Raw genomic sequence first — 17,886 nt, 5'->3', positions numbered from 1 at the left:
GTGGGGGACAGGCAGGGACATGATGACGGGCAAGGCTGAAGAGGGCCACACGACGCGGCGGCGCGGTGTAGGTTGGGCGATCCGGGCGGCAGCCTTGATGATCATCCTGCTGTTCGGAGCCGCCAACTATCTCGTGCTGGACTATGCGATCGAGCGGGCCGACAGTTTTGTCGCCGAGACCGAGCGCACGCTGGTGCGCAACGAATTCAGCCACCAGATCGACCAGGTCGTGCAGTACCAGAGCCAACTGTCCTTCTGGGACAAGACGTTCGACGAACTGGCGAACGGCATGCCGGACGATACGTTCGTGCGCGACCAGATGCGCGACTGGATGTGGTCCGATTTCGGCTTTTCCTGGATGATCTTCACCTCGCCGGATGGCGAGAAGGTGCTTGGCGTGCACCGGGGTGAAAAGGTTCCCGAACGCAAGGCCCGCGAAAAGCTGCACTGGGTGAGCGATCTTACCCGCAAGGCCGAACGCGCCTACCGCGAGGCGCTCTCGCCCGATCGCGGTGGCTGGCAGGTCGCCGGTGGCAAGGCGGATCCCGACCTGCTGACACCGGCATTGCCTGAAATCCATGTTTCCGGCATGCGGTTGATCGACCGGGTGATGAGCATCGTCGTGGTGCAGGCGGTTATTCCCAAGACGCTTTACATCCCGGCGAGCCGGCTAGAGCCGACGCTGCTGATCACCGTCAAACCCGTCTCGCAAAAGATGCTGGCGAATACCGAGCGGCGCCTTGGCGTGCGCGATCTCGGCTTCACGCCGATCGTGACGCAGGAACCGGGGCTGCTGATGACGCCGGTCGGTGGCGATACCTACAATCCGATGGTCACCTCCTGGCGGCCCAACATGCCCGGCTCCTTCGTTTGGCGCTGGGCGCTGCCGCAGATCGCACTGTTCGTGCTGGTCTTCGCCGGCGTCATGCTGTTCGTCACGCTGCGCTTTTCCGCTCTGGTCAGGGCACTCCAGCGCAGCGAGACGAAAAATGCCTTCCTCGCCCGGCACGATCCGCTGACCGGGCTCAAGAACCGCAGCGGTTTCGACGAGGAAGTGTCGCGCGCCATCAGAAAGGGAGAAAATCGGCCGTTTACGATCCTCACGCTCGACCTCGACAGGTTCAAGGCGGTCAACGACCGGCACGGACATGCGGCGGGAGATGCGGTGCTCCAGGCCGTCGCCCGGCGGTTCTCCGAGCGTATCGGCCGGTACGGTTGCGTCGCCCGCCTGGGTGGTGACGAATTTTCCGTCCTGCTGACGGGCGAGCATAGCCGCGACCATATGGTGGAGCTTGCCGCCAGTCTCGTGTTGGATACGCAGATCCCGATCGCCTATGACGGGCAGCTTCTGCTGATTGGCGGCAGCGCCGGCATCGCCCAGTTCCCGCACCATGGCAAGACCGTGCACGACGTCATGGTCATGGCCGATGCCGCGCTCTATGCGGCCAAGAACGGCGGCCGCAACCGTGCCATCCATGCTGGCGATATGGGCAGCGAAGAGATCGCGGAGGCGGGCGAGATCCGTGCCGCCTAGCGAGCCGCAGGTGGACCGGTTTGCGGCGCAAGCGGGCTTGATCGCAGGGTCGGCTCGTGCGCATATCACCTCCGTCAGGTGCCCGCATCGCGCGGGAGAATCGGGAATCCGGTGCGGGTTTGAAAAAACCCAGGTCCGGAACGTGCCCAACGCTGTGACGGGGATGGCGTGCGCCATAAAAGCTTGAATCGATTCAGGCTTTTGCCACTGGTTGTTCAACCGGGAAGGCAGGCGCGTGCTGCGTGACCCGAAGTCAGAAGACCGGCCTGGCAAGATAGACCGAACCGCGTGGACGGCGGCAGGTTGTACGCATTGTTGGGGAGAAGACGATGCGAACCGAACCGTGGGACCCTCTGGTCCGGGCGGGCGCCTTTTCTTGCGAGGACAGGCAAGCCGTCTACCGTGCCATCGAAACGCGTCGCGACGTGCGTGACCAGTTCCTGCCGGATCCGTTGCCGGACGATCTCGTCGGCCGCCTCCTGCATGCCGCGCACAGCGCGCCGTCGGTCGGCTTCATGCAGCCGTGGAATTTTCTGACGGTGCGCAGCGAAGCGACCCGGCGTCGGGTGCATGCCGCGTTTGAGACGGCCAATGCCGAAGCGGCGGCAATGTTCGAAGGCGAACGGCAGGGCCAGTATCGCGCCCTGAAGCTCGAAGGGATCCTCAAAGCGCCGCTCTCGATCTGCGTGACCTGTGATCCGACGCGCGGCGGGACGGTGGTGCTTGGGCGCACGCACAATCCGCGCATGGATGTCTATTCGACGGTCTGCGCCGTACAGAACCTCTGGCTTGCCGCGCGGGCGGAGGGGGTGGGTGTTGGCTGGGTCAGCATCTTTCACGACAGCGATGTCCGCGACATCCTCGGTATCCCCGAGCATATCGAGATCGTCGCCTGGCTTTGCGTTGGTTTTGTCGATCAACTCTATGCGGAGCCGGAGCTTGCGGTGAAAGGCTGGCGTCAGCGCCTGCCACTGGAGGAGCTCGTGTTTGAGGAGCGCTGGCCGGACAGCGGTGTCAGTTGACGCCGGCGTCTGTCGGGCGGCCGAGGTCTATGGCGGATTGGTTTGCCGGCAGGAAGACCGGGCCGACCGTGCGCACCTTGCTGGTCGCCGGATCGTAGTCGCGTTCCCCGATTTTCACCGGCGTCTTGACCGCTGTTTCCACCTTTTTCGGCAGCGTGTCGATCCTCGTGATCGAACCGGCGTCGCCATCGTTTGCAGCCTGTCCGGGGTCGCCCTTCAGCGCCTTTTCGCGCTTGATCATCTCCTGGTAATAGGCCGAGAGATTGCAGCCGCAGGCGCCGGGCTTGGAAAGGTCGCGCGTGCGGTAGGCGAAGGCGTTCTGCAGTTCGTAATAGGGGCGGCCGGTGACCGTCGAGGTCATCTGGTCGGTTTCCTGCCCGTTGGTCATCGACTGGTAGAACAGTTCGGTTTCCGTCTGCGGGCACATCATGGTGCAGACCTGCTGGTCGCGGCGGAAATCAAGCGGCGTAGCACCGGAGGAAATCGGGAAGAAGCCGCCGTCGCAGGTGCGCACGCAGACCGTGCGCAAATTGCCATGGCCGTTGCTGCCGCCAAGTGATCGCAGTTCCAGCCGCCCACTGCCATCCGGCATGGTGCCGAGCGGCAGGCTGCGCGTGTCATCGGGCGTGCGCAGCGTCTCGGTCGCCGCCACCGGCATGACTTTCGCCTCGTCGTTGCAGCCGTTCGTCTCGAACGAGGCGAGCAGGCGCTTGCGCTTGCCGTCGGTGGAGGTGCCGCCCGCGAATTCGCGGCGCTTCCTGTCGAGAATCTGGAGATTGCGCTCCATCTTGCCGATGACCGTGCTGAGCGTGTCGCATGCTTCCGCATTCGGCCCGCCGACGACGATGATACTGCCGCCCGAACAGCCGAGGCGGCGCTGGTCGCCCTTGGCTTTGCGCAGCTGAATGTTCTGGCGTGCGATGGCGCCGGCATATTTGCGGGCGCTAGATGTATCGACCAGCACCCGGGGCAGGTTGGCAAGCTCGGCCTGGATACGCTCACACACGTTCGCGGCCGCCGTGCCGCCGAAGAAAAACAGCGGCAGACCGGTTGCAACGGCAAAAAGAAGACTGGCGCGTCTTTTCAAGTCGAAGATCCCGTGAACGTGCGTCAGAGCGGCAATTCCGCCGCATATGCGTCCCTTATCATAGGCTACCGGAGGGGAAGCGCAACGCGCTCCCGCATTTGTGATTAACGCGCAAGGGGAAATATGATTTCACAACTCAGCTTCTTCTTCGGGCTGTGTAATTGATCTCCTCCGGGGCTTGGTGTAGCACTCTCGGCACATACAACAGCCGGTTTGCGCGCCTCTCGCGCAGTCGCCCTCAAGGCGAAGCCGGCCCCCTTGCAGGCAGGTGCACATGCGGATTTCCTCAGTCTTGCTCAGTCCTCTCTACGCGCTTCAGCTCGCCTCGGGCGCCAAATCCTTTGCCGACAATCCGATCATCGGCAGCAAATGGCTGAACAGGAAGGGCCTGCACGAAAAGCGCGTTTCGCTCGCCATGCGCATGGCCGCCTGGCGCCGGACCAAGCTGGAAACGACGGTCGCGCCGGAATATCGCCGGCAATATGCCGAGAATGGCTTCGTGAAGATCGAGAACTTCCTGTCTGCCGAGAATTTTGCCGCGGTGACGCGCGAACTCGCCGAGCGCGATTTCGAGCGCTACGACATGAAGCAGGGTGCCACGGTCACCCGTCGCGCGATCATCGACGACACCGACCTCGAAAGCCTGCCCGGCTTCAAGGCTGCGCGCAACGATCCGCGGCTCACCAACCTGCTGCGTTATGTGTCGTCCCATGCCGGCCAGCCGCTGCTGGTTGTCCAGGTGGTGATGGCACTGCCGTCGGTCATCGCCAAGGGCTCGACCGATCCGCAGACTGCCCTGCACAGCGATACGTTTCAACCGACGGCCAAGGCCTGGCTCTTCCTGCGCGATGTCGAGGAGGAGGACGGCCCGTTTGCCTACGTGCCCGGCTCGCATGAGATGACGCCGCAGCGCATGGCCTGGGAGCGCCGCATCAGCGAGAATGCCGACGCTATCGAAAACGTTTACTCCGCCCGTGGCTCGCTGCGCATCATGCCGGATGAGCTTGGTGCGCTCGGTTATGGCCAGCCGGTCAAGATGACCGTCAAGGCCAATACGCTGATCGTTGCCGATACGCATGGTTTTCACGCGCGCAGCCCGAGCTACAAGACGACGACGCGCATCGAGATCTACGGCTCGCTGCGCCGCAATCCCTTCCTGCCGTTCACCGGCCTGCACCTTGCCTCGCTGCCCTTCATCGCGTCGGGCATGAACCGGCTGATCATCTCGGCAATGGGCCTGCGCGGCAAGCTCGGCCTCAAGGGATCGCCCTGGCGTCCCGCCGGCAACGGCAAGGCAGACGAGTGGTCGAAGCGGCTGGATCAGCCGCCGGCGCAGTAGGCCGTTCAAACCGCCGAACCGGCCCTGGGCTTGCAAGCCGGCCGGTTCGGCCCTACATCTCCGGCATCGTCAATGCTGACCGGCTGGTGCATCATGGAATTCAACCCGAACACAAATCGACTTCGTTTTGTTCTCGGGGATTGCCATGCCTGCTTCCATCACACTTTCCAAAATCACGTGGTCCACGCCTGACGGCCACACCCTTCTTTCCAACCTCGACCTGAGTTTCGGTGCCGAACGCGCCGGCCTTGTCGGCCGCAATGGCGTCGGCAAGACGACATTGCTGAAGCTCGTCACCGGTGATCTTGCGCCACAGGCCGGCACTGTCACGGTGGACGGCACGCTCGGCCTGTTGCGCCAGAGCGTGCAGGTCGCGGCGGATGAAACCGTCGCAAGTCTCTTCGGCATCGTCGAGGCCCTCGACCTGCTTGACCGCGCGGCGCGCGGCGAAGCGGACGCCGACGCTCTGGCCAGCGCGGACTGGACGCTGGAGACGCGGCTTGCCGCAGCACTCGCCCGGGTCGGGCTGTCCGCTGAGCCGGGCACGCCATTGACGGCACTTTCCGGCGGGCAGCGCACGCGCGCGGCGCTTGCGGCCCTCATCTTCAGCGAGCCGGATTTCCTGCTGCTCGACGAGCCGACCAACAATCTCGACCGGGAAGGGCGCCTCGCGGTCATCGACCTGCTCGCGGGCTGGCGAGCCGGTGCGATCGTCGTCAGCCATGATCGGGAACTGCTGGACGCTATGGATGCCATTGTCGAAGTGACAACGCTGGGTGCGACCCGCTACGGCGGCAACTGGAGCGCCTATCGCGCCCGCAAGGCGCTGGAGCTCGCGGCCGCGCACCGCGACCTGGCGGACGCCGAAAAGCAGGCCGCGGAGGTGGCGCGGACCATGCAGGCGATTGCCGAGCGCAAGGCGCGCAAGGACAGCACGGGCCGCCGGAAGAGGGCACGGGGCGATATTCCCCGCATCATGCTCGGCGCCATGAAGGAACGCAGCGAGCTCACGAGCGCTGCCAATGCCCGGCTTGCCGAAAGCCGGCAGGGCCAGGCGGTCGAGGCAGTGACGGCGGCGCGGGAGCGCATCGAAATCCTTCAACCACTCACCGTTTCCGTGCCGTCGACCCATCTGGCCGCTGGCAAGACGGTGTTAAAGATCGAAAACGTGACGGCCGGATATGTGCCGGACCAGCCGGTGTTGCGCGACCTGTCCCTGGTGATGACCGGGCCCGAAAGGATCGCGGTGACGGGACCGAACGGTTCCGGCAAGACGACGCTGCTTGCCCTCGTCACCGGTCAGTTGCAGTCCACGCAGGGGAGCGTGCGGGTTTTCACGAATGTCGCCATGCTCGACCAGCGCGTGAGCCTGCTCGATCCGTCCCTGTCGATCCGCGACAATTTCCGGCAGCTCAATCCCGGCGCGGATGAAAACACCTGCCGCGCGGCGCTCGCGCGTTTCATGTTTCGCGCCGATGCCGCCTTGCAGATCGTCGGCAGTCTGAGCGGCGGGCAGCTTCTGCGTGCCGGCCTTGCCTGTGTGCTCGGCGGCGGCACGCCGCCTCCGCTGCTGATCCTCGACGAGCCGACGAACCATCTGGACATCGATTCGATCGAGGCGGTGGAGGCGGGGCTGCGGGCTTATGACGGTGCGCTCCTCGTGGTCAGCCATGACGAGCCCTTTCTGGCGGCAATCGGCATCACGCGTCGACTGGAACTCGTGCCCCTTTGAGGAGAAGGCCGGGCTTTGGCCCGGCCTTCCGTTGTCAGCCGCGGCCGAAACGCTCGATCACGTCGGCGAGCGGGACATGGCCCTTGAAGGCGCCTGCGCCGGCAGGCGTCTCGCCGGCTTCCAGTGCGGTCGCGAAGGCAACGGCGGGGTTTGCTTCCAACAGGCGGCGGACCTTCTCGATGCGTGGCCAGCGGCTTGCCGGCGCCACCTCGTGATAGTCGAGCCAGCGGGCGACGCCGATTAGCACGCCGTCCGCCAGCGTGGGATGATCGCCGACGAGATAGGGTGTGTCGCCGAGCATGGCCTCCAGCTTGTCGTGCCGGTCGACGACAGCGTCACGTCCGTAGGTCCGCAAAGACTGCTGCAGCACCGGGTCCGGTGTTTCCATCTCCAGCGCCGACCAGAGCGGGCTGAAGGCGCCGGTGAAACCGGTGTTGAGATAGGCCATCAACTGGACCATGCGATCGGCCTCGGGCGTGGTGGTATCGAAGCTGATGCGCCGTTCCGTATCGCGCGCGGCAAGCCAGTGGGCGATTGCCATGGTTTCGGTGATGACGCGGCCGTCGTCGGTGACGAGAGCGGGTGTCTCGTGCCGGGCGTTGATGCGGGCATAGGCGGGGTCGCGCATCTCGTCCAGCATATCCACGCGGCAGAGCCTGTAGGGCCTGCCGAGCCATTCCAGCGCTGCGACGAGGCCCATGGAGCTTCCGGCTGGGAAGCCGTAGATGAGGATCGGTTCCAATGTTCTTCTCCGTGATTTCGTTTGACCACGCTGCGCAGCGACACTGGACCTAAGCCTTGCCCGCCCCCATGTAAATTACGCACATTTTTGTCACCACGCCGGAGCCCGCTATGAAGGATCTCGTTTCCCGTTGCCCGATCGAGGAGGTCATGCAGGTGCTGGGCGGTCGCTGGCCGACGCTGCTGATCTACTATCTGAAGGACGGCACCAAGCGTTTCAGCGACCTGCGGCGCGACAATCCGACGGTCTCGCATCGCATCCTCACGCTGGAACTGCGCAAGCTGGAAAAGGCGGGCCTTGTCGAGCGCACCGTCTTCGACGGTTATCCGCTGCGCGTCGAATACGACCTGACGCCCGCGGGCCTCACCGTGATGCCGCTGATCGATGCGCTGGGCGACTGGTGGGAGGCGCATGACGCAGCGCGCCCGGCGCCGAAAACGAAAACGGCCGCCGAAGCGGCGGCCGTTTCGTAAGGCAGATCTTTCCGATCAGATCGAACCGTCCGGGTAGGAGGCTTCGACCACGGCAAGGGCGGCCATGTTGACGACGCCGCGCGAGGTGGCGGACGGCGACAGGATGTGGGCGGGGAGCGCAGCACCGAGCAGGATCGGGCCGACATGCAGGCTGTCCGTCATCGTCTTGACCACGCCGAGCGTGATGTTGGCGGCGTCGAGATTCGGGAAGACGAGCAGGTTCGCTTCGCCCGTCAGCGTGGAGTCCGGCATGACGCGCTGGCGCAGCGCCTCGGAAATCGCGGCGTCGCCGTGCATTTCGCCATCGGCTTCGAGATCCGGATCCTGTTCGCGCACAAGCTCCATCGCCCGGCGCATCTTGAGGGCGCTATCACTGTCGCGCGAACCGAAGTTCGAATGGGACACCAGGGCGGCGCGCGGCGTGATGCCGAAGCGGCGGATTTCCTGTGCGGCCATGATGGTCATCTCGGCCACTTCCTCGGCCGTCGGGTCCATGGTCACGTAGGTGTCGGTGAAGAAGGTCGCACCGCGCTGCGAGATCAACAGGCTGAGGCCGGAGAAATCGAGCACGCCGGGCTTCTTGCCGATGATCTGGCTCACATCGCGCAGATGACGTGCATAGCGGCCTTCGACACCGCAGATCAGGGCATCGGCATCGCCGCGCTTGACGGCCAGTGCGCCGATGACGGTCTGGTTCGTGCGCACGATGGTGCGGGCGGCTTCCGGGTTGACGCCCTTGCGGCCAACGAAGCGCAGATAATCCTCGACATAGTCGCGGTAGCGCGGATCGTCTTCCGGGTTCACCACCTCGAAATCGACATTCGGGCGCACACGCAGGCCATAACGCTTGAGGCGCGTTTCGATGATCTGCGGACGGCCGATGAGGATCGGCAGGGCGGTGTTTTCCTCCAGCAGGATCTGGGCAGCGCGCAGCACGCGCTCATCTTCACCTTCGGCGAAGATCACGCGCTTCTTCTCGGCCTTCTTCGCGGCGGCGAAGATCGGCTTCATGATGAAGCCGGAGCGCCAGACGAAGCGGTTGAGCTGGTCGAGATAGGCGTCGAAATCGGTGATCGGGCGCAGCGCCACGCCGGTCTCGGCCGCAGCGCGGGCGACGGCCGGCGCAATGCGCAGGATGAGGCGCTGGTCGAAGGGCGAGGGGATCAGGTAGTTCGGGCCAAAACTCGGCGTGTCGCCGGAATAGGCGCGGGCCGCAACGTCCGACACTTCCTCGCGGGCAAGCGCTGCGATCGCCCGGACCGCAGCCATCTTCATCTCTTCGTTGATCGTGCGCGCGCCGCAATCGAGCGCGCCGCGGAAGATGTAGGGGAAGCAGAGGACGTTGTTGACCTGGTTGGGGAAATCCGAGCGGCCGGTGCAGATCATTGCGTCCGGGCGGGCGGCGCGCGCTTCTTCCGGCATGATTTCCGGCGTCGGGTTGGCGAGCGCCATGATCAACGGCTTTTCCGCCATCCGGGCGAGCAGTTCCGGCTTCAGCACGCCGGCGGCCGAGAGGCCGAGGAAGACGTCGGCGCCGTCGATGCTTTCAGAGAGCTGGCGCTTGTCCGTCTCCTGGGCATAGACGTCCTTCCAGCGGTCCATCAGCACTTTGCGGCCCTTGTAGACGAGGCCTTCGAGATCGTGCACCCAGATGTTCTCGACCTTTGCGCCGAGTGAGACGAGCTGGTTGAGGCAGGCAAGCGCTGCGGCACCGGCACCCGAAGCGACGATCTTGGCTTCATGCAGGGACTTTCCAGCCAGTTCCAGGCCGTTCAGCACCGCCGCCGCGACGATGATCGCCGTGCCATGCTGGTCGTCGTGGAAGACGGGGATATCCATCTTCTCGCGCAGCTGGCGTTCGACTTCAAAACATTCCGGCGCCTTGATGTCTTCCAGGTTGATGCCGCCAAAGGTCGGCTCCAGCGCGGAGACGACGTTGACCATCTCGTCGACGGTCGGCGCGTCGATCTCGATGTCGAAGACATCGATGCCGGCAAATTTCTTGAAGAGGACGGCCTTGCCTTCCATCACCGGCTTGGAGGCCAGCGGGCCGATATTGCCGAGGCCGAGAACGGCCGTTCCGTTCGACACGACGGCAACCAGATTGGCGCGCGCCGTGTAGTCGGCGGCCGTGTTCGGATCGTCGCGGATGGCAAGGCACGGCGCGGCGACGCCCGGCGAATAGGCAAGCGCCAGGTCGCGCTGGTTGCCGAGCGGCTTGGTGGCGGTGATCTCGAGCTTGCCGGGGCGGGGGTAACGGTGGAAGAAGAGGGCCTGTTGGTCGATGTCGCCGCTTACCGGACCGTCCTGCGTCCTCGATTTATCACCCGTGCTCATGGTGCTCCCTGTCATATGCTGTTTTCGTTGCGGCCATTCCTGACATGAAACCGCCGCTACGTGAAGTTTTCGGAACCTTCCATAAAGCCGCATTCATCGACCTGTGCAATGCCTATTTGTGCATCGAAAAGGCATAGGTGTGTCATCAATCTGAAACAGGAGTCTGGTTTTCAACAGTATCAAAGCCGCCCTTTATGACGATGTTCGCGGCGGCCGGCCACCCGGAGAAACACGCATGACTGTGACCCCCGCTGACCCGAACATTCGCTACTTCCGTACGCTGTTCATCTCGGACGTGCATCTGGGATCGAAGGCAGCCAAGGCGGACTTCCTGATCGACTTCCTGCGGCATCATGAAGCGGAGACGATCGTGCTCGTCGGCGACATCGTCGACGGCTGGCGCCTCAAGCGCAACTGGTACTGGCCACAGGCCTTCAACGACGTGACGCAGAAGCTGCTGCGTAAGGCCCGCAAGGGCACGCGTATCATCTACATTCCCGGCAACCATGACGAATTCCTGCGCGAGTTTCCCGGCACCCATTTCGGTGGTGTCGAGGTGGCGGAGCGCATCATCCATGAAGCGGCCGACGGCAAGCGCTACCTCGTGCTGCATGGCGACGAATTCGACGTCGTCGTGCGCCATGCCCGCGTCGTCGCCTATCTCGGCGACTGGGCCTATGATGCGGCGATCGCCATCAATGTCGTCTTCGCCGCCATCCGCCGCCGGCTCGGCCTGCCATACTGGTCCTTCTCGTCCTGGGCCAAGCAGCAGGTGAAATCGGCCGTGAACTTCATCGGCGAGTTCCAGAAAGTCGTCGTCGAAGAGGCGCGGCGCAACGAGGCTGACGGTGTCATCTGCGGCCATATCCACCACGCGATCATCACCGAGATCGACGGCATCCGCTACATCAACAGCGGCGATTGGGTGGAGAGCTGCACGGCGATTGCCGAGCACCATGACGGCGAGATGGAACTGATCACCTGGCAGAAGCTCGCGACGACGCCTGCGGAGGTGGTGCCGGTGTCGCGTCAGATGCTGGCCATCGGGGCCCGCGAGTCGGAAGCCGCATAGCCGGCTTTCACAAATTGGGCATTGTCGGCAAAGGGCAGAAATAGCGGATTGGCGTACGTACATCGGCGTGCTAGAGCCGAGGGCGTTCCAACGCAGGTTCCCCGCCAATGACCGCCCCTTCCGGGTTTTCCGTGACCACCGGCGCGCCGCCGTTCTTCGCCGCGCGCATTGCCCTCGTTTTTTGCGCGCCGATGATGGTCAACGGCATTGCGCTGCCGTTTTTCCCGATCTGGCTGGAAACGCTGAAGATGAGCGATTTCCAGATCGGTATCGTGCTCGCCGTGCCGATGTTCGTGCGCATCTTCACCGCACCCATTGCCGGCGTGGTGGCTGACCGGATCGGCGAGCGGTCGATCGTGCTCATCTGGTCGGGGTTGCTGTCTCTGCTGACGGCGGTGGCACTGTTTGCGACGGGGTCTTTCTGGCCCGTTCTGCTGCTCTATACCCTGCAGGGTGCGGTCTATTCGCCCTACGTCCCGATCACCGAAGCGATTATGCTTTCCGGTGTGCGCCGCTGGAATTTCGATTATGGCAGGATGCGCCTCTGGGGCTCGCTCGCTTTCATTCTGGCGACGATGACCGGCGGCTGGCTTGCCGGCCTCTATGGCGGCGACATGGTGCTGCCGGCGATGGCGGCTGCCTTCGTGTTGACGGTGCTCGGCGCGATGATCGCGCCCCGGATCGGCAAGCCGCGCCGGCCTTCCCCGATATCGGCGATCGCGACGATGCCAACGAAAAGCACGCTGCGCCAGTGGGATGTGCAGCTCATGCTGATCGGTGTCTCCCTCGTCAACGCCAGCCATGCCATGCTTTTCGCCTTCTCGGCGATCTACTGGCAGAAGATGGGTTTCAGCGGCGTGGATGTCGGCATCCTGTGGAGTGCGGGCGTGCTTGCGGAGGTGGTGTTCTTCCTCTTTGCCGTCCAGTTGAGGCAGCGCTTCAATCTGTGGTCGATGATGATCGTCGGTGGCGGGGTGGCCGTCGCGCGCTGGATCCTCTTCCCGATGGAGATGTCTTTCGCTGGCTACTTTGTGCTGCAATGCCTGCATGCCTTCACCTACGCGCTCATCCACATGAGTGCGCAGAGCCGGCTCGTGGAGCGTGTGGCAGAAGAGCAGGAGGCGGCCGCGCAGGGGCTCTACTTCTTCTACACCGGCATGTTCACCGCGATTGCGACGTTCGTCTCCGGCTATACGTTCAGCTGGTACGGCGTTCAGGGTTTTTACCTGATGTCGCTCGTCGCCGCGGCCGGCCTCGTCGCCATCATTGCCGGCCGGCTTGTCGCGCCCCGCGCTCAGCCCCAAAGGGCGGCTTCCGGCGGGTAGACGTCCGAACCGTCGTAGCGCAGGCCCGGCTCCCGGTCGCGGGCAAGTAGCAGCGGCCCGTCGAGATCGACGAAATCGGCGCCCTGCGCGAGCAGCACGGCCGGCGCCATGCCGAGCGAGGTGCCGACCATGCAGCCCACCATGATCTTCAGGTCGTGCTCCTTGGCCATCTCGCGCAGCATCAGCGCTTCCGTGAGGCCGCCTGCCTTGTCGAGCTTGATGTTGATCGCGTCATAACGGTCGGCGAGTTTTGCCACATCCGCCGTCCGGTGCACGCTCTCGTCAGCGCACACAAGGATGGGGCGGGCGTGATCGCGCAGCGCCGAATCATTGCCGGCCGGAAGCGGTTGCTCCACCAGCGCGATGCGCGCCTCGGCGCAGATCGAGAAATGGTAGGCGAGGTTTTCCGGCGTCCAGCCCTCATTGGCATCAAGAATGATGGCGCTTTCGGGCGCTCCGGCGCGAACCGCACGGATGCGTTCGGCATCGTCGGTCGTGCCGACCTTGACCTTCAGCAGCGGACGCCAGGCATGCTCCGTCGCCTGGCGCTGCATCGCCTCCGGTTCGCCGAGCGAAAGCGTGTAGGCGGTGACGAGCTGTTGCGGCGCGGCGGTATTGATCACCTGCCAGGTCGGCACGCCGGAGAGTTTGGCTTCGAGATCCCAGAGCGCGCAATCGAGCGCGTTGCGCGCCGCGCCGGCCGGCATCACGTTGGCAAGGTCCTCACGGCCCATGCCGTCTTCGATGGCGCCGCGCATCTCCTCGATCGCGGCCAGCACGCTGGCGACCGATTCGCCGTAACGGCCGTAGGGCACGCATTCGCCGCGTCCCGTCAGGCCCGAAGCGCCGATTGTGCAGGTCACCACCTCGGCCGTCGTCTTCGCGCCGCGTGAAATGGTGAAAGCGCCGGCAATCGGGAAGCTCTCGGTGGCGGCAAGAAGGCGTCGGTGCATCATGTCGATCCTGGCGGGCCTGAAAAAATCGAGGCGGGACGGGGCTTTTACCGGTTCGTTCGGTGACAGATGGCCAGCGAGCCGGTAAGACAGGCGCATGTTGTCCCAAGCACGGGAAGATGCAAGAGATTTGACCGCCGCCAGCCCCTCAGCCGAAATCGTGACCGAAAGCCTGTCGGGCAAGGACGGGGAGATCTGGCGTCTCTCCGGCCACTGGGTGAACATGACCGCGGTCGCCGCCGCCAAGCGGCTGGCCGAGATCGCCGGAAAAACCGGATCAGCCCTCGAAATCGACCTCACCGGTGTCGCCGAAATGGATACGGCCGGCGCCTGGCTTTTGCGCCGGGCGATCACCGAGCGGCAGGCCGGCGGTGGCGAGGTAAGCGTCACCGACCGCCAGGGCGCGCACTATGCCGACCTTATCTCCGCGCTGCCCGAAAAGCTTGCCGAACCGCGTGAGGAGAAGGGGCCGCCGGCCTCGCGCTTCGAGCGGATCTTCACGCCGATCGGCCGTGCTATGGTGGACGTCTGGGACGACGCGGTCGCCGCCATGTTCATTCTCGGCTCGGCGGTGCGCGGGGCTCAACTGAAGCTCGGGCGCCAGAGTGGCCTTTCGCCCGCAGCCATCGTACACCAGATCGACCGCATGGGCGTGCGCGCCGTGCCAATCATTCTTCTGATGTCCTTCCTGATCGGCGCAATCATCGCCCAGCAGGGTGCCTTCCAGCTTCGTTATTTCGGCGCCGAGGTTTTTGTCGTCGACCTCGTCGGCATTCTCCAGCTCCGCGAAATCGGCGTGCTCCTGACCGCCATCATGATCGCCGGCCGCTCGGGCAGCGCAATCACGGCCGAAATCGGCTCTATGAAGATGCGCGAGGAGATCGACGCGCTGAAGGTCATGGGGTTGAGCCCGATCGGCGTGCTGGTGTTTCCGCGCCTCGTGGCGCTCACCGTGGCGCTGCCGCTGCTCACGATCATTGCCAACTTTGCAGCACTGTTCGGCGCGGCCTTCGTTGCCTGGTCCTATTCCGGCATCACCTTCGACACGTTCCTGTCGCGGCTTCGCGAGGCGATCGACCTGTCGACGATCGTTTCGGGCATGATCAAGGCGCCGTTCATGGCGCTGATCATCGGCATTGTCGCCTCCGTGGAGGGGCTGAAGGTCGGCGGCAGCGCCGAATCACTCGGCCGCCACGTTACGGCCTCCGTTGTGAAGTCGATCTTCGTCGTCATTCTCGTCGATGGTCTCTTCGCCATGTTCTATGCCGCAATCGACTTCTAGGGACATTCATGGATTCGACTTCGGCAAAACAGGATAATGTGGTGCTCTCGGTCAAGGATCTGACCGTCGGCTTCGGCAGCAACATCGTGCTCGACAAGCTCAACCTCGATATCTATCGCGGCGAGATCCTCGGCTTCGTCGGCGCGTCGGGCACCGGCAAGTCGGTGCTGATGCGCACGGTGCTGCGGCTTCTGTCGCGCCGCTCCGGCACGATCCGCATCTTCGACACGGATTTCGACAAGGCGACCGAGGCGCAGCGCCTGGCGCTCGACATGAAGCTCGGCGTGCTTTTCCAGCACGGCGCGCTGTTTTCGGCGCTGACGGTCAAGGAAAACATCCAGGTGCCGATGCGCGAGTATCTCGACCTGCCGCAAGCGATGATGGACGAACTGGCCCGCCTGAAGATCGAGCTTGTGGGCCTCGCGCCGGAAGCGGCGGACAAGTTTCCGTCAGAACTTTCGGGCGGCATGATCAAGCGTGCGGCGCTGGCCCGCGCGCTGGCGCTGGATCCGGCGCTGGTCTTCCTCGACGAACCGACCTCGGGTCTCGACCCTATCGGTGCGGCCGAATTCGATGAGTTGATCGCCAAACTGCGCGACACCCTTGGACTGACCGTGTATATGGTGACTCACGACCTCGACAGCCTGTTTTCGGTATGCGACCGCATCGCCGTTCTCGGGCAGAAGAAGGTTCTGGTTGAAGGCACGATCGAGGACATGCTGGCCTTTGACGATTCGTGGGTGCAGTCCTATTTCCGGGGCAAGCGTGCACGGTCGATCGTGCGGAAGACATAAGGAGCACCGGGCCTTTTTGGTCCCGGCGGATGGAACTGCGAGCAGGATAGCCTGAAGCATGGAAACGAAAGCCAATTACGCCCTCGTCGGTTTCTTCACCGTGCTGGTCATGGCCGCCGCCTTCGCCTTCGTCTACTGGATGTCGCAATATGGCCGCGGCGGCGAGATGGCGCAGCTTGCCATCCGCATTCCCGGTTCGGCGAACGGCCTTTCCGTCGGCTCGCCGGTGCGCTTCAACGGCATCCCCGTTGGCTCGGTGCGCAGCCTTGCCATTGACGCCAAGGATCCGCTCTTCTCCGTCGCCATGACGGAGGTTTCGACCTCCGCTCCGGTCAAGCAGTCCACCAAGGCGGTACTGGAAGTGCAGGGCCTGACAGGGGCTGCCTATATCGAGCTCTCCGGTGGCACGGCGGCCGACCAGAACATCCTGCGCCAGGCCTTCGATACCGAAACGCCGGCCGTGCTTCAGGCCGAGCAGTCCAGCGTGACGAACATCCTTTCCACCGCCGACAAGATTTTGAAGCGGGCCGACACGGCGATCACCGATATCCAGGGCTTTGTCGCCGACGCCCGCGGCCCGCTCACCAACACGATCCGCAACGCCGATCAGTTTTCCGGTTCGCTTGCCCGCAACGGCGAGAAAATCGACGAATTCCTGCAAAGCGTCGGCGGCCTGTCTGAGACCTTCACGAATCTGTCGAGCCGCCTGGACACGGTGCTCGCGTCAGTCGATGATCTCATCAAGGCGGTCGATCCGAAGAAGGTCGAGGATTTCGTCGGCAATGTCGACAAGGTCAGCAAGGACATCGCTGCAGCCTCGGGCGACATCAAGACGACCGTCGAGGGCTTTCGCAAGACAGCCGAGACGTTCGACACTTTCGGCAAGCGGGCAACGGCAACGCTCGACAAGGTGGACAGCCTTGTCGCGGCCGTCGATACGCAGAAGGTGGGCGGAGCGATCGACAACATTTCCGTGGCGACGGCGGATGCGCGCAAGGCGATTGCCTCCGTCACCGGCGTTGCCGATCGCATCGGCCAGCGCAAAGAGGATATCGACCAGATCATCACCGACGTGCAGCAGATGAGCAACAAGCTGAACGCTGCGTCGTCGCGGGTCGATGGCGTACTGGCAAAGCTCGATGGCTTCCTGGGTGAGGGCGATTCCGAATCGCTGTTCGCCGAGGCCAAGGCGACGCTGCAATCGATCAAGCAAGCGGCCGACACGCTGAATGGCCGAATCGGACCGATTGCCGACGGGATTCAGCGATTCTCCGGCTCCGGCCTGCGGGATGTCGAGGCCTTGGTGCTCGATACCCGCCGCACGATCCAGAATCTCGACAGTGCGATCTCCGGTTTCGAGCGCAATCCGCAACGTCTGCTGTTCGGCGGCGACACGGTCAAGCAGTATGACGGCCGCACCCGCCGCTGATTGCGCCGGGAAGTGTGGCCCTATCTCCACAATGGTTAACGGCTGATGGGCGGACGTGACTTTGTCCGATCCTGCAACCGTGACAGCATGCCATGCCGCTGCTACACATCTGGGCACAAGGGTTTGAGGACGACATGACGGTATCGGGTATGGAGTTGTTGCGGAACGGGACTGCGGCGCGTGCCGCGTTCATTGCCGTCCTGGCAGCAACGCTTGCCGCATGCGGGAGCACGCAGGCGAAGAATGACACGTTCAGCCTGTCGACCGTGGCGTCCGTCGAAGGACCGTCTGCCAAGAACCGGCAGATCCTTGTGCCGCAACCCTCGGCGCTGAAGGCGCTCGACAGCGAACAGATCGTCATCCGTCCGTCGCCTTCGGAGATTCAGTATCTCGCCCAGGCGCAATGGAGCGACAGCCTGAGCAAGATGGTTCAGGCCAAGCTGGTTCAAGCGTTCGAGAATACCGGGCGCGTCGGCGGCGTGGGACGACCGGGTGAGGGGCTGGCGATCGACTACCAGATCGCCACCGACATCCGTTCCTTCGAGGTGCAGACCTCCGGCGGAAATACGGCCGTGGTGGAAATTTCCGCAAAGCTGCTGAACGACCGCAATGGCACGGTGCGGGCGCAAAAGGTGTTTCGCGCGACGGTGCCGGTGAATGGATCCGGCAGTACGGCATTTGTGAAGGGGCTGGATGCGGCCTTTGCCGCCGTCACGGCCGATATCGTCGGCTGGACGCTGAGCTCGATCTGATCAAGCAAAGCTC

At 63.9% G+C, this 17,886-nt stretch carries 15 protein-coding genes and 1 riboswitch; of the genes, 11 read left to right on the top strand and 4 right to left on the bottom strand.

Features of this window, described 5'->3' with window-relative positions; genetic code table 11:
• Positions 1–19: 19 nt before the first annotated feature.
• Entirely contained in the window at positions 20–1,534 is a 1,515-nt protein-coding gene (locus GR138_RS00335; protein ID WP_160856631.1) for a diguanylate cyclase domain-containing protein, read from the top strand.
• Between the two features lie 59 nt (positions 1,535–1,593).
• A riboswitch (cobalamin riboswitch) is annotated at positions 1,594–1,818 on the top strand.
• Between the two features lie 45 nt (positions 1,819–1,863).
• Positions 1,864–2,556 (top strand): 5,6-dimethylbenzimidazole synthase, encoded by a 693-nt coding sequence (bluB, locus tag GR138_RS00330; RefSeq protein ID WP_160856630.1) that lies wholly within the window; start codon positions 1,864–1,866, stop codon positions 2,554–2,556.
• Here bluB and GR138_RS00325 read toward each other — a convergent pair.
• Entirely contained in the window at positions 2,549–3,643 is a 1,095-nt protein-coding gene (locus GR138_RS00325) for a DUF2865 domain-containing protein (protein WP_160856629.1), read from the bottom strand. The genes bluB and GR138_RS00325 overlap by 8 nt on opposite strands.
• Positions 3,644–3,917: 274 nt before the next feature.
• On the opposite strand from GR138_RS00325, the gene GR138_RS00320 reads away from it, so the two are divergent.
• Together GR138_RS00320 and GR138_RS00315 are read left to right on the top strand one after the other, a co-directional pair.
• Complete coding sequence (locus tag GR138_RS00320) at positions 3,918–4,982, top strand: phytanoyl-CoA dioxygenase family protein (protein ID WP_160856628.1); 1,065 nt, start codon at positions 3,918–3,920, stop codon at positions 4,980–4,982.
• Positions 4,983–5,127: 145 nt separating this feature from the next.
• Positions 5,128–6,714: an ABC-F family ATP-binding cassette domain-containing protein gene (locus tag GR138_RS00315; RefSeq protein WP_160856627.1), complete on the top strand. Its 1,587-nt coding sequence runs from the start codon at positions 5,128–5,130 to the stop codon at positions 6,712–6,714.
• Positions 6,715–6,748: 34 nt separating this feature from the next.
• On the opposite strand, the gene GR138_RS00310 is transcribed toward GR138_RS00315, so the two are convergent.
• Positions 6,749–7,456 carry a glutathione S-transferase family protein gene (locus GR138_RS00310; RefSeq protein WP_160856626.1) on the bottom strand — a complete coding sequence of 236 codons (708 nt, stop codon included), beginning with the start codon at positions 7,454–7,456 and terminating at the stop codon, positions 6,749–6,751.
• A gap of 110 nt (positions 7,457–7,566) precedes the next feature.
• On the opposite strand from GR138_RS00310, the gene GR138_RS00305 reads away from it, so the two are divergent.
• Entirely contained in the window at positions 7,567–7,929 is a 363-nt protein-coding gene (locus GR138_RS00305; protein WP_160856625.1) for a winged helix-turn-helix transcriptional regulator, read from the top strand.
• Positions 7,930–7,944: 15 nt separating this feature from the next.
• Here GR138_RS00305 and GR138_RS00300 read toward each other — a convergent pair whose 3' ends face one another.
• Complete coding sequence (locus tag GR138_RS00300; RefSeq protein WP_160856624.1) at positions 7,945–10,266, bottom strand: NADP-dependent malic enzyme; 2,322 nt, start codon at positions 10,264–10,266, stop codon at positions 7,945–7,947.
• Positions 10,267–10,501: 235 nt separating this feature from the next.
• On the opposite strand from GR138_RS00300, the gene GR138_RS00295 reads away from it, so the two are divergent.
• Together GR138_RS00295 and GR138_RS00290 are read left to right on the top strand one after the other, a co-directional pair.
• Positions 10,502–11,338: a UDP-2,3-diacylglucosamine diphosphatase gene (locus tag GR138_RS00295; protein WP_160856623.1), complete on the top strand. Its 837-nt coding sequence runs from the start codon at positions 10,502–10,504 to the stop codon at positions 11,336–11,338.
• Between the two features lie 107 nt (positions 11,339–11,445).
• Positions 11,446–12,663, top strand: coding sequence for an MFS transporter (locus GR138_RS00290; RefSeq protein ID WP_160856622.1), 1,218 nt, complete (start codon positions 11,446–11,448; stop codon positions 12,661–12,663).
• Here the strand turns inward: GR138_RS00290 and dgcA are convergent.
• Complete coding sequence (gene dgcA, locus GR138_RS00285) at positions 12,633–13,616, bottom strand: N-acetyl-D-Glu racemase DgcA (protein WP_160856621.1); 984 nt, start codon at positions 13,614–13,616, stop codon at positions 12,633–12,635. The two genes, GR138_RS00290 and dgcA, sit on opposite strands and share 31 nt — an antisense overlap.
• A gap of 97 nt (positions 13,617–13,713) precedes the next feature.
• On the opposite strand from dgcA, the gene GR138_RS00280 reads away from it, so the two are divergent.
• The 4 genes from GR138_RS00280 to GR138_RS00265 all read left to right on the top strand — a co-directional run bounded on the left by GR138_RS00280 (position 13,714) and on the right by GR138_RS00265 (position 17,873).
• Positions 13,714–14,898: an ABC transporter permease gene (locus tag GR138_RS00280; protein ID WP_338091024.1), complete on the top strand. Its 1,185-nt coding sequence runs from the start codon at positions 13,714–13,716 to the stop codon at positions 14,896–14,898.
• An 8-nt stretch (positions 14,899–14,906) separates the two neighbouring features.
• Positions 14,907–15,692 (top strand): ABC transporter ATP-binding protein, encoded by a 786-nt coding sequence (locus GR138_RS00275; RefSeq protein ID WP_160856620.1) that lies wholly within the window; start codon positions 14,907–14,909, stop codon positions 15,690–15,692.
• Positions 15,693–15,750: 58 nt separating this feature from the next.
• Positions 15,751–17,121: an MlaD family protein gene (locus tag GR138_RS00270; protein ID WP_160856619.1), complete on the top strand. Its 1,371-nt coding sequence runs from the start codon at positions 15,751–15,753 to the stop codon at positions 17,119–17,121.
• A 134-nt stretch (positions 17,122–17,255) separates the two neighbouring features.
• Entirely contained in the window at positions 17,256–17,873 is a 618-nt protein-coding gene (locus GR138_RS00265; RefSeq protein ID WP_202402458.1) for an ABC-type transport auxiliary lipoprotein family protein, read from the top strand.
• Positions 17,874–17,886 lie beyond the last annotated feature (13 nt).

It is taken from the genome of Shinella kummerowiae (assembly GCF_009827055.1).
Lineage (GTDB): Bacteria > Pseudomonadota > Alphaproteobacteria > Rhizobiales > Rhizobiaceae > Shinella > Shinella kummerowiae.
Note: the sequence above shows the minus strand (reverse complement) of the source record. Positions and strands in the feature narration are given on the sequence as shown.